At 51.3% G+C, this 15,809-nt stretch carries 13 protein-coding genes; 11 read left to right on the top strand and 2 right to left on the bottom strand.

Annotation, left to right across the window (positions count from 1 at the left end; genetic code table 11):
* Positions 1-657 (bottom strand): FMN-dependent NADH-azoreductase, encoded by a 657-nt coding sequence (locus tag AC5JO6_RS23985; protein ID WP_496083560.1) that lies wholly within the window; start codon positions 655-657, stop codon positions 1-3.
* 160 nt (positions 658-817) lie between these two features.
* On the opposite strand from AC5JO6_RS23985, the gene AC5JO6_RS23980 reads away from it, so the two are divergent.
* From AC5JO6_RS23980 to AC5JO6_RS23930, 11 genes are all read left to right on the top strand, one after another.
* On the top strand, positions 818-1,693 hold the full coding sequence (locus AC5JO6_RS23980) for a helix-turn-helix domain-containing protein (RefSeq protein ID WP_496083559.1): 876 nt from the start codon (positions 818-820) through the stop codon (positions 1,691-1,693).
* 282 nt (positions 1,694-1,975) lie between these two features.
* Positions 1,976-3,469 (top strand): exosortase O, encoded by a 1,494-nt coding sequence (gene xrtO, locus AC5JO6_RS23975; RefSeq protein ID WP_496083558.1) that lies wholly within the window; start codon positions 1,976-1,978, stop codon positions 3,467-3,469.
* Positions 3,470-3,501: 32 nt separating this feature from the next.
* Entirely contained in the window at positions 3,502-6,243 is a 2,742-nt protein-coding gene (locus AC5JO6_RS23970) for a TIGR02921 family PEP-CTERM protein (RefSeq protein ID WP_496083557.1), read from the top strand.
* A gap of 117 nt (positions 6,244-6,360) precedes the next feature.
* Positions 6,361-7,917 (top strand): cation:proton antiporter, encoded by a 1,557-nt coding sequence (locus AC5JO6_RS23965; protein ID WP_496083556.1) that lies wholly within the window; start codon positions 6,361-6,363, stop codon positions 7,915-7,917.
* 269 nt (positions 7,918-8,186) lie between these two features.
* Positions 8,187-10,058, top strand: a complete 1,872-nt coding sequence (locus AC5JO6_RS23960) for an iron uptake porin (RefSeq protein WP_496083555.1) — start codon at positions 8,187-8,189, stop codon at positions 10,056-10,058.
* Between the two features lie 303 nt (positions 10,059-10,361).
* Positions 10,362-11,822: a uracil-xanthine permease family protein gene (locus AC5JO6_RS23955; RefSeq protein WP_496083554.1), complete on the top strand. Its 1,461-nt coding sequence runs from the start codon at positions 10,362-10,364 to the stop codon at positions 11,820-11,822.
* 175 nt (positions 11,823-11,997) lie between these two features.
* Entirely contained in the window at positions 11,998-12,501 is a 504-nt protein-coding gene (locus AC5JO6_RS23950) for a hypothetical protein (RefSeq protein ID WP_496083553.1), read from the top strand.
* 119 nt (positions 12,502-12,620) lie between these two features.
* On the top strand, positions 12,621-13,409 hold the full coding sequence (locus tag AC5JO6_RS23945; protein ID WP_496083552.1) for a YoaK family protein: 789 nt from the start codon (positions 12,621-12,623) through the stop codon (positions 13,407-13,409).
* 57 nt (positions 13,410-13,466) lie between these two features.
* A complete protein-coding gene (locus tag AC5JO6_RS23940) occupies positions 13,467-14,078 on the top strand; it encodes a hypothetical protein (protein WP_496083551.1) in 612 nt (203 codons plus the stop codon).
* A gap of 6 nt (positions 14,079-14,084) precedes the next feature.
* Complete coding sequence (locus AC5JO6_RS23935; RefSeq protein WP_496083550.1) at positions 14,085-14,618, top strand: DUF4079 domain-containing protein; 534 nt, start codon at positions 14,085-14,087, stop codon at positions 14,616-14,618.
* A 26-nt stretch (positions 14,619-14,644) separates the two neighbouring features.
* On the top strand, positions 14,645-14,935 hold the full coding sequence (locus AC5JO6_RS23930; protein WP_496083549.1) for a hypothetical protein: 291 nt from the start codon (positions 14,645-14,647) through the stop codon (positions 14,933-14,935).
* Between the two features lie 42 nt (positions 14,936-14,977).
* Here the strand turns inward: AC5JO6_RS23930 and AC5JO6_RS23925 are convergent, their stop codons facing one another.
* The gene (locus AC5JO6_RS23925; protein WP_496083548.1) at positions 14,978-15,808 is read right to left on the bottom strand and encodes a cold shock domain-containing protein; all 831 of its coding nucleotides are present in this window, start codon (positions 15,806-15,808) and stop codon (positions 14,978-14,980) included.
* Position 15,809: the final 1 nt, after the last annotated feature.

The following is a 15,809-nucleotide window of genomic DNA, read 5'->3' as shown; positions in this document are numbered from 1 at the left end:
TTACATGTTCACTAATTGAGCAACTTTGGTACGAGCAGAGGCGATCGATTGCGCCAAACTTGCACCACCAAACTCATCATTCTCAACAGAAATAAAGGTGATATCAGTGATGCCCATAAACCCAAAAATCAGGCTTAAATACGGGTCTTGATAGTTCATCTTTTCGTTACGCTCTCCTACTCCAAAGCCAGAATCACCACGCGCTGTGATGATCACCATCTTCTTACCCAATACGAGTGGTTTGTACCGATTGGTGGTTGCAACCGGATCAAAGTCAAACGTTCGCCCCGGACGCACAATCTGATCGATGTACGCTTTAAAGGTACTGGGAACGCTGAAATTGTACATAGGAACGCCGATGACGTAGACATCCGCCGCTAAGAACTCGTCTATCAAACGATCGCTCACACGAATCGCTTCCTGAAGCTGAGGGGTACGTTGCTCTAGCGGTGTGTAAGCTGCTGCAATCCACGGTTCATCGACATGAGGTACGGGATGGCGACCAACATCTCGATAAGTCACGAGATCCGCCGGATGCGCCTGCTTCCAGGACTCGACGAATTCTCTGGTCAGTCTGCGAGAGTGCGAGCCTCGTTCCGAGGGGCTTTGCCAACGTTCACCACGTGGACTGGAATCAATATGCAATAGATGTGCCATACAGCCTCTTCAACAATGACCCTTTCAGCATAGGTAAATGCCTTATAGCCAGCTATCTAATTCCTGTGCCACTATCACAATCTTGCGGTTATTTTTCAGGCTGCTTACTAGGAGTGACGCAAAATGCCTACAATCAGAACCAGGCGAACTGGTTTGCACGATGAAGACTCCTGCTACCCATCAGACTGAAACTACCTGCTTGCCCATCCTGTCTAGTCAAAATCAGGGTTGGGAGAATATTCTGGTCGAGCGCTTTCAGTATCCACCGGGTGAGGGAAACTGTCATTACAGTGATGAACATGCCATTTGTTTATCGCTTGCATCGCGCCCTGTTCGCTTGATGCAAATCAGGGGCGGCAAAACCTATGCAGGGCTGTATGGGAAAGGTGATCTTTCGATCACGCCTGCCAAGATGCCGTTTTTTGCCCGTTGGGATGGCGATGACGACTACTTGCAAATTCGCCTTGCGTCTCGCTTTATCCAAAGCGTTGCGAGAGAAACCCTTGCGATCAATTCTGACCAGCTTGAATTAGTGCCTGAATTTCGGACTCGTGATCCACAGATTGAAGCGATCGGTCTCATGCTGCTGGCTGAACTCAAACAGGAAAACTTGGGCGGCAGGCTGTACATTGAGTCGCTAGCAAATGTGTTGGCAGTGCATTTACTCAGACAGTACGCGGCTGTTAAACCTCACCTTGCCATTTACGAGGGTGGCTTACCTGAGCGTCAACTGCTGCAAGTGTTGGACTACATGAATGACCGTCTGGATCAACCGATCAAACTTGCGGATTTGGCTCAATTGTTGGGTATGAGTCAATTTCATTTCAGCCATGCGTTCAAACAGGCGATCGGCACTGCTCCCTATCAATATCTGCTTCAGCAACGGATTGAACGGGCAAAACAGCTATTGAAGCAAACAGACCGATCGATTATGGACATTGCTTTTTTGTGTGGATTCAATAGCCATAGTCATTTAAGCAAGCAGTTTCGGCAAGGTACGGGCGTGACACCGACTGCTTACAGAAGTCAGTTGTAGAAGCAGGTTTGGGCGGTATGTGATTGGTGCTGTTGTTTCATGGCAAGACCCGCCCCTACGACTACCTGAGAGGCACCTTGCTGAACGCGTCAAGCGTCACAGGGCAGGGGTTTGCAAAAACTTCACAAACCAATCAAGTTTGCGTGGTTTGACGATGGCTTTCCGAAATAGTCCTCAGCGTGTGTGAAGTCAGCGGCAACAAATTTTCAGGGATCTACTCATCGCGTTTGTTGCGTTTGTCTGTTAGCACTGAGTCACCATCAAATCGGGAGGAACCCCTGCATGACCAGCGATCATCTAGTGCGTCTGGATCGTCGATCGCACTCCCCTGGCAACCTGGAACAAGCAGGCACGATCGCCCTGCTGTTAAGTTGGCTGCTGCTCCATAAAACGACGTTGAGTTGGCTTGTCCACACAGTTCAAGAGATTTCACTGTTTAACCAAATTATTTTACTGGCTGGAGTCGTACTCCTGCTGTTTCAAGGAGTCCGCCATCGGCAGCAGTTCCGCTTCTCAGCAGTGCCTGTTTGGGGTTGGAGTCCGCTGCTTCTACTCATAGGTGGTGCCATTGGCACGATCGCTGCTCAGTGGCTACTCATGCTCGATCAAGTGCCCGTTGTATTCGCGCTACTGGGCACGTATGGCTTACTGGGGCTGTTTCTGGAGTCGGCTGTTTGGCGAAAAGGCTTGCCGCTGGGAGCAGCGATCGCGCTCATTGTGCCGTTTGGGGTGCAATACAGCACGGGGTTGGGGTTTCCTACTCGCATTTTGACTGCCCACGTTGTTGAGTTTCTGCTGAGAACCTGGCACGTTGCTGCGCTGTCCTCTGAGGACATTATTGTGCTCGATACGGGCGTTGCTCAGATCGATTTACCCTGTAGCGGGCTGAAAAGTTTGTGGACAGGGACGCTGTTTTTGTTGGTGACAACCTGGCTGGAACGACGACAGTTTGGACTACGTTGGCTCGTTGTGTTTGTGGTCAACCTGGGGCTTCTGGCGATCGCCAACGTCGCTCGCGTCCTGATGCTGGTGCTGGTGACGCACTGGCACCAGACTGCTCTAGCAGAAATACTGCATGTGCCGCTGGGAGTCATGACGTTTGTTGCCGCCTGTGGGTTTACGTTGCTCCTGCTGCGCTGGGTACCTCGATCGATCGCGTCCCTCCAGAGCGATCGTGAGCATACCAACGTGCGTTCAAACGCTAAACTCCCCTTTCTGCTTGCCGCTTGTCTACTGGCATTCACGCTGATACCTCATCCCCCTGCTCCTGCGGCTCCGCCCGATGTGACGAAGTTGCACTGGACGATCGCCGCCCAGACTGAAACAATTCCACTGACACCTACTGAGCAAAACTTTTTTGCCAGTTATCCCGGTGTCGTCGCGCACAAACAGCGCTTCGCGTATGAGGGACTTACTGGATCGGTTTTGTTGGTCACCAGTACCAGTTTGCAGGCGCATCACGCTCCCGAACTCTGCTTGATTGGTAGCGGCTTTCACCTGGATCACATTGCTCCACAGCAGTTTACAGCGGGACCATTAGCACGCTGGCTGTCGTTAGATGATCAAACCCAAACGGCTGTCTACTGGTTTCAAGCACCGCATCAAACAACGGGAGATTTTCTGACTCGGTTTTGGCAAGAAGCCTCACGGCATGAGTCGTCCTGGACGCTGGTTTCGATCTTGCTGGATGAATACCACACCCCTGATAATCCAACGCTGCAAGTGTTGGTCACAGACATCTATCGATCGCTCGGTCAGATTCTGCAAAAAGCCTGAGTTCTTTAGCTAAGCTGCCTATCTTCAACGCCATGAAAAACCTCTTTACCGCTTTTTTCTGGATCTTCAACATGACGCTGCTGGCGATCGTGTACCTGGGCGTGTTGCCCTTTATGGGCTTAGCGCTCCTGAGCGATGCGGCTACCGGGCAGGTGCCACTCAACTTTCTGGTGACGTTCGTGGGCTTAATCGGTGTGCCGACTGCCTGTACCATTACGGGCTTCCGTACCAAAGTGCAGCAACCGATGACGCTGGTTGAGCTGTTTTATGGCATTGAAGCACCGCTGTTAGTCGTTTGTATGGCGCGGTTTTTCTGGTTGCACGATCTCACCCCGCTCACGACAGGTCTGCTACTGACGCTGCTGTTAGGCGCGATCGCCACAGGACACTGGCTGCTGAGTCGGCGGGAGAATGTGATGCGAGCGAGCCTCTGGCATCTGGCAGGACAGGTGCTGGTGTTAGCGATCGCGCTCTATCTCACAGCAATCCTTGCCTTTTACGTGCCGCCAACGTTCGCGGTCATAGTAGTAGCATTGCCAACCCTGCTGCCCTTTGCGTTTGTACTGCTGCCTTTGTCCATTCTGATCGGTGGCTTATGTACGCTGCCGCTTGGCATGGTGGTGATGTATGGGCGATCGCTGTACGGCACCGTGCAGCAACTGGGCACTCGCTATGGCGAACGTCAGGTAAAGGCGTTTACGGGAGTCGTTTTAGCAGGCGGGTTAGGAGCCTTTCTGCTGTTGCAGCAGCAGCCTCAAATTGCCGCCTTTCGCCTGCTAAACCCTGCACCGCAAAGCGATCAGCAGCGGCAAGCAGTGCTGCAACAGTCGAACACGATTCGCAGCGGTTTGCTGAATGCCTACCTGTCTCGGTATCGCTACCCGCGATCGAACAACACTGGTATGCAGGAGTTCTACCAAAATACACTTTACGTTCCAGACAGCTTCGCGCAGACAGTTCAATCTAGTTTCAATGCTCTGACGGCTCCATTTACCTACCAGGGCGCCGAGACAGACATCGACAAAGCGTCTCAGCTCTACACTCAGTTTTTTGATGCGCCGATTTTGCGAAGCGAACGTGCCACTATCCAAACCGCTTTACAGTCCACATTTAACCGGGGCGAGGCAAAAGCAGGATTGGATGACATCAATCAGAAACGAGTGTGGCTGGAGTCACAGAACATCACTGTCACGCCGCAGGGCGATTGGGCAGAGGTCGAAATCTCTGAGGTGTACCAAAACAAGACAGCCCTGCCGGAGGAAGTCCTTTACTACTTCTCACTGCCGGAAAGCGCTGCTGTTACAGGTTTATGGCTCAGCGATGAGGCGAAAGTGCCCAAGAAGTACCCGTTTGCGATCGCCCCACGTGGAGCCGCCCAACAGGTGTATACCAACCAGGTGCAGCGGAGCGTTGATCCAGCCCTCTTGGAACAGGTTGGTCCCCAGCAGTATCGTCTGCGGGCATTTCCAGTGCCGGGTATGTCGGTCATCCCTGGTTCGCAGGAGCCACCGAAGCTATACCTTTGGCTGCAATACAACGTGCTGAAGCAACCATCGGGTTGGCAGTTACCCACGCTGCGAGAACAGCGCAACGTCTTCTGGACGGGCGCAACCAAGCGGATAGTCAATGGCAAGACGGTTGCTGCCTCCGATCAGTGGCTGCCAGCAACGCTTCCGGCTGAGAACACACTGCCTACTTCGCATGAGATGACCCTCCCGTGGGGTGCCCATGTGCTGGCAACGCCCGTCGCTCAAACCGACTACCAGTTACCGCAGGGTAAGCGCTTTGCAGTGATTCTCGATCGATCTCGCAGCATGGAGGCACATCGACAGGAGGTAACAGAAAGTTTCCGCTGGCTGCAAGACAAGATTCTGCCGCAAAATAGTGCGGATTTATATCTCACGGCGATCGCCCCCGCCCAAACCCAACGCCTTGAGAACTTGCAGCAGAGCAATTTTGATCCATCAAATACTGTTTACTACGGCATAGTGCAGCCCAAGGAGATGCTGACGCAATTCCAGCAGTTGCGCGGCGATCGCTCCTACGATGCCATTCTCGTCATCACTGATGCTGGCAGCTACGAACTCAACAATGACACCAAACTCTCAGGGACATTGCCAGCCCCAGTATGGTTTGTGCATCTGGGTGGTCTGGCATTCGCGTATGATGACGCGACGTTGAAGGCAATACAGGAAAGCGACGGTGGTGTGGCAACCCAGATGCAAACCGTAATGCAGCGGCTTGCAACCCAACCATCCCGTGGCGCAGGCACTTCGTTTCTAAATCTGGTGGATGGCTATGCCTGGTTTCTGACTAAGAATGGTGCTGGGTCTGCGAATGAGGCATTTGGTGCTTTGGCGGCTCGTCAGTGGACGACTCATCTCAGCCGCTACTTGCAACCGAATAAGCTAACCGAGTTAGATGCAATTCACGCGGCTGCCAAGCAATACGGTATTGTGACACCCTACTCATCCATGCTGGTGCTGGTGAATGACCAACAGCGCAACGAGTTGAAACGGGCGGAACAGCAGTCCGATCGCTTCAACCGAGAGGTCGAAGACTCACAGCTACCCCAGCCCAAACCGAACGTTAGCGCTGTGCCTGAACCTGCTGAGTGGCTGTTGCTTCTAGTTGGTGCGGGACTGCTCTGGGGTTACAGACAGGTTAAATGTAGCCAGGGCGATTTTCAGAAAATTAACCTGGTAACCCTGGTGACGCAGAAACCTTTTTTGAGTCTCATAATGGGCAGCCTGGAGGATCAAAATGGCGGCTGAAACCCACTGCCCTCCTTACCCAGTCTTTAGTGAGGCAGGCGTTTGGTAGTGAGAAGCACGGTTTGGCATTAAACCATCTACCAAGATAGGGAGTCCTGACGTGATTAGCAGTGCTTTATGAGCTTTCTGACCAGCGCTACCGATGTTGCGATCGAAAAAAATCTCAAGCAATTTTTGTTCATTCTGCTGGTTGCTCTGAGTGCTGCGGGTCTACCCAAGATTTTTTCGTCGCTGCGGCAGGTGCCCTACACGCTGCTGCTGGTGATGGTCGGTTTAGGGTTAGCGCTGGTAGATGTGCGACTGCTAGATTTGTCCCCGGGGATGATTCTGATGATTTTTCTGCCGCCGCTCTTGTTTGAAGCGGCGTGGAACATGAAATGGTCGAAGCTAAAGGAAGAGCTACTGCCGAGCGGTCTTTATGCAGTGGGTGGAGTCGTGCTGTCGATCGCCACTGTGGGATGGGCACTCCACGCCTTCGCGCATGTTCCCTGGATGACGGCATTGCTTGTGGGTGCGTGTCTTTCAGCCACCGATTCTGCGGCGGTCATTGGGCTGTTTCGTGAAGTGGGAGCCGGAAAACGTTTGACCACGCTGCTTGAAGGCGAGAGCTTATTTAACGATGGCGCGGCAGTAGTTGCGTTTGGCGTTCTGGTAGAACTGGCAGTTAATCCACAGCCTGTACAAGTTTCTACTACAGTGTTGCGCTTTCTAGTTGTGACAGGTATTGGATTGGGTATTGGTGGACTCATCGGCGTTTGTGTTGCTTTTTTGACGCAGCGATATGAGTTGTCCTGGGTGGAGCAATCGCTGACGCTCGTCACGGCTTATGGCACCTATTTACTGGTCGAAGAACTGGGTGGTTCTGGAGTGATTGGCGTAGTGACAACTGGTTTAGTGATTGGCAATTTCAGCGCTAAAACGGGTGTTGTACCTGTGAAGCGATCGACCATGATTGAATTTTGGGAATTCGCCGTCTTTTTTGTGAATTCCATCTTATTTCTGCTGCTCGGTGATCAAATTCACTTGCCGAATCTGGTGCGCAACATTGGTACTACCAGCATTGCGATCGCGGCGATCGTCCTGTCACGTGCTATCACTATCTACGGCTTTAGTGCGCTCACCAATGGGCTTGCCAAAACCGACATTCCCTGGCGTGAACAAACCGTTTTGTGGTGGTCAGGATTGCGCGGCTCCGTCTCGATCTCGCTGGCACTGAGTATCCCGATCGTGGTGATGGGGCGTGAAGAGATTATTGCCAATTCCTTTGGTGTCGTGTGGTTTACGCTATTGGTACAGGGATTGACTGTAAAACTACTGTTAGGCAGTTTGAAGCTCTTAGAAGATCAATCGCTGCAACAACAATATTTAGCGCTCATTGCTCGTCGTGATGCCTTGTGTCAGGTGGCGACCCATCTAACGCAAATAAGCGATCAGCTAACGATTAGTTCTACGCTACAAGCATCGCAACAAGCTTTTGTACAGCAACAACTTCAACAACTCCACATTGATATTCAGCAGATGCAAGAACAGCATCCGCAACTGCAAGCCTTTAGCGTGCAACAACATCAAAAAGAACTGTTGGCGATCGAAGCCAATATTTACACCAAGTTCGTCCAGTCTGGCTTGTTAAAAGCCTCGCCAATCCCCATCATGCAAAAAGCGTTTGACCCTTAATCCATAGACCGAGCTTGGTTTCTGGTAAGGGTAGAGGCAATTAAGTTAGTCCTAATGCTTTACCAACGCTGTGGGTCAACCAGTACGCGTAGAGCGATCGCATTGATCGTTTGTAGCGTGAATTACATCACGCACCGACTCAGCTCACTATCTTGTATGGCATGTATGGGTCTGCGTACTGCATACAAACTTTAGCCTTCTTAGTTTGTTGTTCGCTAGGGCATCGAGCGATGGTGCGCAAGTCCGTTCGTTTACCAGTGTGAGGAGTCATGTTCAAAGCAGCGATCGTGCAACGTCTTTTACTAGCAGCGCCCTTAACGTTGAGTTTGCTTGCCCAAGCGTCATTGACGGTAGTTGCCGAAACTGCACCGCAGCAGACGCTTCCTAAACCAGATGCTGTACAACCGACAAATTTAGTGGCAGCGCCTTCAGAGACAGAGCAAAGCAGACCAACGACAGCGCCAATCTCATTGGGACAAGTCTCATTGGAACAGGCAAGCTCGTATACTCAAATGCCTCCCATGATTCCGGTCATGGAGCAAGCGACACAAGTGACATCCGTTTCACAGTTAGGTGATGTCAAACCGACTGATTGGGCTTTTCAGGCGCTGCAATCGCTGGTAGAACGGTATGGCTGCATCGTTGGCTATCCTGATCGCACCTATCGCGGCGATCGTGCGCTCACTCGGTATGAATTTGCCGCAGGGTTGAATGCATGTCTCGATCGGGTGAACGAATTGATTACTGCCGGAACAGCCGATCTGGTAAAAAAAGAGGATCTGGTCGCACTGCAAAAGCTACAGGAAGAGTTTGCGGCAGAACTGGCAACGCTGCGCGGTCGAGTAGCGACGTTGGAAACACGCACCATCACGTTGGAAAAACAGCAGTTTTCCACTACAACGAAGCTGAATGGGTTGGTGTGGTTTAACTTAACTGGAGCGTTTTCAGACCGTTCCGTTACGGCTGAACGGCGCTTTGCCAACAATGCGTTTGCTGCGCCCACTCGCAACCCGGTGACATTGGTGCCGTCACGAGTACAGCGCGAGGAGCCAGAAGTCACGTTGAGCTACTATTCGTTTCTCACGCTCACTACCTCCTTTAGTGGCAAAGATTCGCTCATCACTCAATTAGCTGTAGGCAACGGCAACTCTCCTGCCAACGAATTCGTTTCAGCAGGTTTCTTCAACTCCTGGGGCACTCCTTTTCTGGATCAAACAGGTACTCTGACAGCCGGGTCAGTAGTGGTGCGTGAGTTGTCTTATGCTTTTCCGGTTGGTCAGAGCGTGCGCGTTATTGTCGGTCCTCGTATCAACTTTTACCGTTACTTTGATCAAAACCGCTTTACGTTCTTTCTCACTGGAGCGACCAGCTACAACTCAAATGGCAGCACCCTTTCTAACGCCGTCGATCGTGGGTCTGGAGCCGTCATCGTCTGGAATCTCAACCCACAGTTGCGCTTTACAGCCGCATACCTGGCTGAGAACACTGAATTTTTGAGTCCCTCTGGTGGCTTCAATACGTCCAGTGATCCCTCGGCTGGCTTGTTTAACAGCACCAACACGATTACGGGTGAGCTTGCCTTTTCACCCAGCAAAAACTTTAATCTACGGCTGCTCTACACCCGTTCTAACATCAAGGCATACAACGGCTTTATTGGTGGGTCGGTTGGGGAACCGCTGCCCTATGGCTACGCTGACGATGGCTTTGGTGGACGAGTGAATGATGCCAATGCGGACGCGGTTGTGCTTAATTTTGACTGGCTGATCACTCCAGGTTTTGGCATCTTTGGGCGCTATTCCTACGGCAGTACCGAAATTGATCCGGTGAATGCGGCGCGATCGGGCGGTGATGTCGATGTGCAGTCGATTCAATTTGGCTTCGGCTTTCCCGACTTGGGCAAAAAAGGAGCGCTAGGTGTGCTTTCGTTTCTGGTGCCCCACGATTATCTAAGCGGACAGCGCTTTTTGCTAGCTGGCGGTGGCGATGGTAGCACGCAATATGAGCTAGAAGCCTCCTACTATTACCCGTTGACGAACAATATTGCGATCGTCCCTGCCTTTTACGCCATCTGGAACCCGAATAGTTTTAGCAGCAACCCGACTGTGTTTGTTGGCAATCTTCGTGCCCAGTTTAGCTTTTAGCTAGAAAGCGTAAAGCCGCAACTCGTCTCGCAAAGAGGCATATCGGAGCGGGAAATAGACCCATCACAAAGCAAAAGTGTTAAAAGCACTACTCCTTAAGTGCCAGAGACATGGGCAAGATAGCAAGCAACCTTACTGTAGAGGGAGGAGTTTGTAGCACCATACACACTAATCTGTCACTAGACTGACTATCGTATACGGTATACAAGAATTTGTGAGCAGCACAGAGATTGCATCAGTCAAGGTGATCACTAGTTGGCTTTGAGCAACGTTAGGGAAGTTTAAGGGGGCGATCGTAAAAACATGGCACAGCGAGAAGAGAGTAGTACTTTGCGGGAATCTGGTTTAGCTGAGGCTGAAGGTTTTCCAGATCTAGGGGCAACCAGTTCGGAACTGATCTATGGGCTATATGACAGACCACCCGTGGTCGAGTCGTTTTTTGTCGCTGTGCAGCACGTTTTAGCCGCGTTTGTCGGCATTGTGACACCGCCGCTGATCATTTGTACCAGCCTGGGGCTTGATGCGGCTAACACCAGTTTCATCATCAGTATGTCGCTGCTTGCCTCTGGTATTTGCACCTTTATTCAATGCAAAACGTTTGGTCCTGTCGGCTCAGGTTTACTCAGCTTGCAGGGCACTAGTTTTGCCTTTCTGGGTGCCATTTTGGGCGTAGGAGGCACGGCGATTCAAGCCGGAAGGACACCCGAACAGGCGCTGTCGCTAATTTTCGGCGTTTGCTTTTTTGGTGCGTTTGCGAATGTGATGTTGAGCCGCTTTTTGCATCTGTTGAGCAAAATCGTCACGCCGATCGTGTCGGGAACGTTGGTCATGCTCATTGGACTGAGTCTGCTCAAAACAGGCATTACCAGTATGGCGGGTGGCACAGCGGCATTAAAGGCGAATACATTTGCCAATGCTCAGAATATGGCACTCGGCTTTGGGGTCTTTTTGATCGTGATCATTTTGACGCTGGCGAAGAATCAATATGTGCGGATGGGCGCGATCGCGATTGGCTTATTCGTGGGTTATGTCGTCTCTGCCTTCATGGGCATGGTTGATTTCAGCATTTTCAGCAAACTCTCGATCGTCAGCTTGCCTGTGCCCTTCCGCTACGGTATGAGTTTTGAGTTCAGTGCCTTGATTCCCTTTCTCATTCTCTATCCGCTGACTGCCATTGAATCGGTGGGTGACATGACTGCCACTTCTATGGTGTCTAAAGAACCCATCACGGGTCCCGTTTATGTTCGCCGGATTAAAGCTGGAGTGCTGGCAGACGGTTTGAACTCGTCTCTAGCAGCATTGCTCAATACCTTTCCCATCACCACCTTCAGCCAAAACACAGGCGTTATCCAAATGACAGGGGTGGGTAGTCGCTATGTGGGCTTTTTTGTGGCAGGCATTCTGGCGCTGCTAGGACTGTTGCCCATTGTCAGCGGTGCGTTTCAGTCCATTCCTCAGCCTGTTCTTGGTGGCGCAACGACGGTCATGTTCGGTTCGATCGCGGTAGCTGGAGTCAAGATTATTGCCTCTGAAACTCTCGATCGTCGTGCCACGATTATCATTGCCGTTTCGTTAGCGCTGGGGTTAGGTGTGGTGTTCGTACCCGAGTTGTTTAACAATCAGCCTGCCCTCATCAAAAATATGTTTGCTTCTGCTACTTCGACCGGTGGTTTAACTGCCATCTTGCTCAGTTGGTTGCTACCCCAGCCCTCAACGCAGACGGATGCCGCCGTGTCAGAAAATGCAGGGGTTGCGGATGTCTAGACACGTTGCCGCCCTGCCAGGTCGTGGTATCGATCGCTCGGTCACATTCCGAAAGTCTGTCCTGATGGCACCAAGCTTTGTTATCAGGGTGAGCAGATTCTTCGATCGTGAACTGTAAACTGGTATCGTGATCAGCATCTGAGTCGCTTGTTAGTCATTGTTATTGGAGAGAGTCATGCTCAAATTTGTTACCCGTAGATTGAGTGCCTTTGTGCTGTCGTTTGTACTGTTGCTGGGCACTGTCATTGGCTACCCCGGTTTTGCAGGAGCGATCGCTCCTGGTGATTCAAGCTTTGTAGTGCTCAGTCAGCCGCAAGTCATCGTCGGCGAGTCTGGCTTGTTAGCAGATGCAGCAGTCGTTGCCGATGATCCGGTTGTGGATCAAGCAGCAGCGGCAAAAGACGCGCAAGTGGCTGAAGACGCAGCAGAAGAGACCGTAAAGGCAGAAGCCAAAAAGCTGAAGGAAGCGGAAAAGGCAGCCGCCAAAAAGGCTAAAGCAGAAGCCAAAGAGGCAGCCAAAAAGTTGAAGGCGGAAGCGAAAGCCGCGAAAGAAGCCGCCAAAGCCGAAGCAAAAGCCGCCAAAGACGCAGCTAAATTAGAGGCAAAAAAGGCGAAAGCAGCCGCTAAAGCAGAAGCAGAAAAGTTGAAGACAACGCCTGAGGCGAGCGCTGCCTCGTAGGTTTCTGCCTTGTCGATCGCTCTTGAGCGCACTCAGTCTGAGTCGTCTACCGCCGTCTCAATGCTATCAGGCGCTATTCATTCTCAAAGCACCCTATTGCCTCTGAGCAAGGAAGAGCAATGACTGTCGTTCCACGTAACGAGCCATCGTTTAGCCTGAGTGCGTTTCTCATCAGCGACGGACCTGCTGGTTTCTTGCTGAGTTGGGTCGCAGGGTTTGTTGACACCTCTGCCTTTATTATTTTATTTGGCATTTTCACTGCCCATGTAACAGGCAACATTGCTTTAGCAGGATCGTCGTTTGTCGCCGCTGATGAAGGCACGACCATTACGCGCCTGTTGATGTTACCAACCTTTATGCTGACTGTGGCGTTAACGTCTCTACTGGCGCGTTACGCCCGTGGTAAGCAGTGGTCTGTATTTGCCGTGCTACTAACGGCAGAAGCGATCGCGCTTAGCATTTTTCTAATCATTGGCACCAATCTTTCACCCGCTTTGCTGCTGGATGTACAGGAAGAATATATTCTGCCGATCGGCATGGCAGGGGTGGTGGCAATGGCAATTCAAAATGCGCTGATGAAAGAGTCAAAAGGCGTGTTCAAGAGCTATATTCCAACCACGGTGATGACGGGCAATACCACGCAACTGACGATCGATCTGGTACAGTTTTTGAGCGCCAAGCTATCACCTCCTAGTGAGTTAACAAAGCTGGAAGCGGCGGAGGCACTAGAGCGGATGGGGCGTTTTGTTCCGGTCATTGCAGGCTTTGCGCTGGGTGGCTTTGCAGCCGCGTTTTTTGTGTTGCTGTCAGAATCCTGGTGGAGTCTGGTCTTTCCATTACTGGTGATTTCTACCCTGGCGATCGCGGCTTACCTGCAGCACGAACCTGCGCCAAGACTGGATCACTGATTGCTGTCAGCTACCATTGTTTTAACAAGTAAGTTTCAATAAGTAAGGAAACCGCCGATGAAACGCCTCTTGATCACGATTGTTGCCTGTGCCATCATGACGCTCAGCCTCGTGGGTGCGGTTGGCGTTGCCCAGATGCAACCTGCTGTAGCAGGGCTGTTGCCACTACTGGGTGCTGAAACAACTGCCTCTCCTGACGCAATCCTTGAGCAAGTCAAAAACCAGATCTTGCCTCAGTTTGAGAGCATTTTAAGCCCTGAACAGCGCGATCGACTTCAGGCTGAGATTGTTGATGAAAAGGTCAGTCTCCGTAAAGCGTTCAAGAAACTGGCGCTGTCCATTGACCAGAAGACGAAGCTTGCTATGGCGTTTAAGTCACTGCCCAAGAAGGACATTCTTGCGACGCTGACACCCGAACAGAAGAAGGGGCTTTTCTCCAAGAAAGACTTCATGCCCACGCCAGAAGCCATTAGCGACAAGATTAATGCCAAGATGAAAATGGCGAAAGAGAAAGGGGCAATGATGCCAACCGCAGAAGAAATTAGCCAGAAAATTAGCGCCAAAATGAAACTGGCGGAAGAGAAGGCAGCCGCCAAAGCAGCGCCTACTCCAGTGGGTGAAAAGGCAACTGAAGCGCTCAACGCGATCGAGAGCAACGTGGCAGAGTAAGGTGCAATGATTGCTTTTCTTCCCATGCGGCTTGCTCATCTAGTCGCACCGCAGCCCATGAACACTGAATTTTCGCCTTTCTTAAAAGCGGTCATTTCGTTTACGCATCCAGTCTTGATGCTGGGTGCTCTGCTGGCAGCCTTTTACGCGTTGTATTTGGGTTTGTTAGTCAGGCGTACCCGCAGTGCTGATGCCGAAACCCGCAAGCAGATGATTAAGGAGAAATACAATCAGCGGCACTTTCAGCTAGGCGCACTGTTGCTGACAGTTTGGGTGATGGGAGCGGTTGGTGGTATGGGTGCAACCTATTTGCTGTACCACAAACTGTTTGTTAGTCCACATTTGCTCGTTGGCTTGAGTACCATCTGCTTTGCGGCACTCGCAGCGATGTTTGTCCCTCTCATGCAGCAGGGTAAGGAATGGGCAAGGCTGCTGCACATCACATTTACAACGTTAGTCCTCGGTTGCTTTCTCGCTCAAACGGTGACAGGGCTACAGATTGTGCAAAAAATGATCGGCGAGATGCTTAAAACTGCCTAACGCGCTGCTATTGAACACTCAGACCTATGGATGAACTCATTCGAGAACCGCTCAATCTTGTGATTCTTTTGCTTGCAATTCTGGTCGCCATTCCACTGTTTGGTTGGCTATTAACGTTGGTGCAAATCACCTTTCGAGCGGCACTTTCGATCGCCGCGATCGGCATCATTGCCTCCCTGATTTTAATTGTTCTTTTTGGCGTGAGTCCCGATCAAATCGTGCATCAGGTGAGCCGTGTACCTCAAACGTTGCGACAAGTCTTGTTTGAAGGCAATGCTCCCTGGAAAAGCGTTTCTCAGGCTTACAGTAAGTGGTAAGTTCTCGTTTCGAGCTGGATGGAGCGATCGCTTCACTAAACGTCATTCTGTTTGAATATTACGAGCGGTCAAACCAGTGTTGCTGTCAACCAGTTCAAACTTGACTCGACTTCCTGGCTTCAGAGTGCGATAGCCCTCACCGGGAATAGCTGTGAAATTAAAGAAAATTTCATCGTCCGTGCCGTCTTTAGCAATAGCGCCGTTGCCTGATTGCAGATCAAACCAGCGTACAATCCCTTGCTCGACGGGTAGCCCATTTGCACCCAGGGTCGGTGCGCCCTCTGCCCATGCCTGCTGGGGAATACGAATCTGTTTCACATCTGGAGTGTTATATGCCTCGTAGCGGTAGTCCGATCGCGTTTCCATCAAGGTACGCAAATCGTGTCGCAGTTCTTCAAGGGTTGGTCTGCCGACAAAAAACCAGCCGTTGTAGATTTTGTAGATGCTGAGGTCAGAACGAAGGACAAACGTATAAGGCTGAGCGCGATCGGCATACTCACCTTCTGTTTCGTCGAGAATGTTAATTTGTTTAATGACTTCTCGCTGTTCATCGGCTAAGAATTGCCACTGTGCCCCCAAGCCTGCGCGAAAAGCAGCCTGCACAAGCGGCGGATCAGCGCTGATGGCAGCCAGTTTGCCATAGTTGACCATCAGTTCATCTTGAAACTGCACCAGTTGACGAAACTGCTGACGATCGCGGGGACAAAAGAAGCCTCTGTAAAACACCACAATCAAGGGATAACCATCCAAAAAGCCCAGCTTTTGATCGATCAATCCAGGCTGCGTGAATTGGGACAACTGCGTGAGTTCCTTTTGATGGTTTGGCAACGCTACGTTGGGAAAGCGATCGCCCACTTGAAGATTCGTTGTCATC

This window comes from Tildeniella sp. (genome assembly GCF_059505325.1).
Note: the sequence above shows the minus strand (reverse complement) of the source record. Positions and strands in the feature narration are given on the sequence as shown.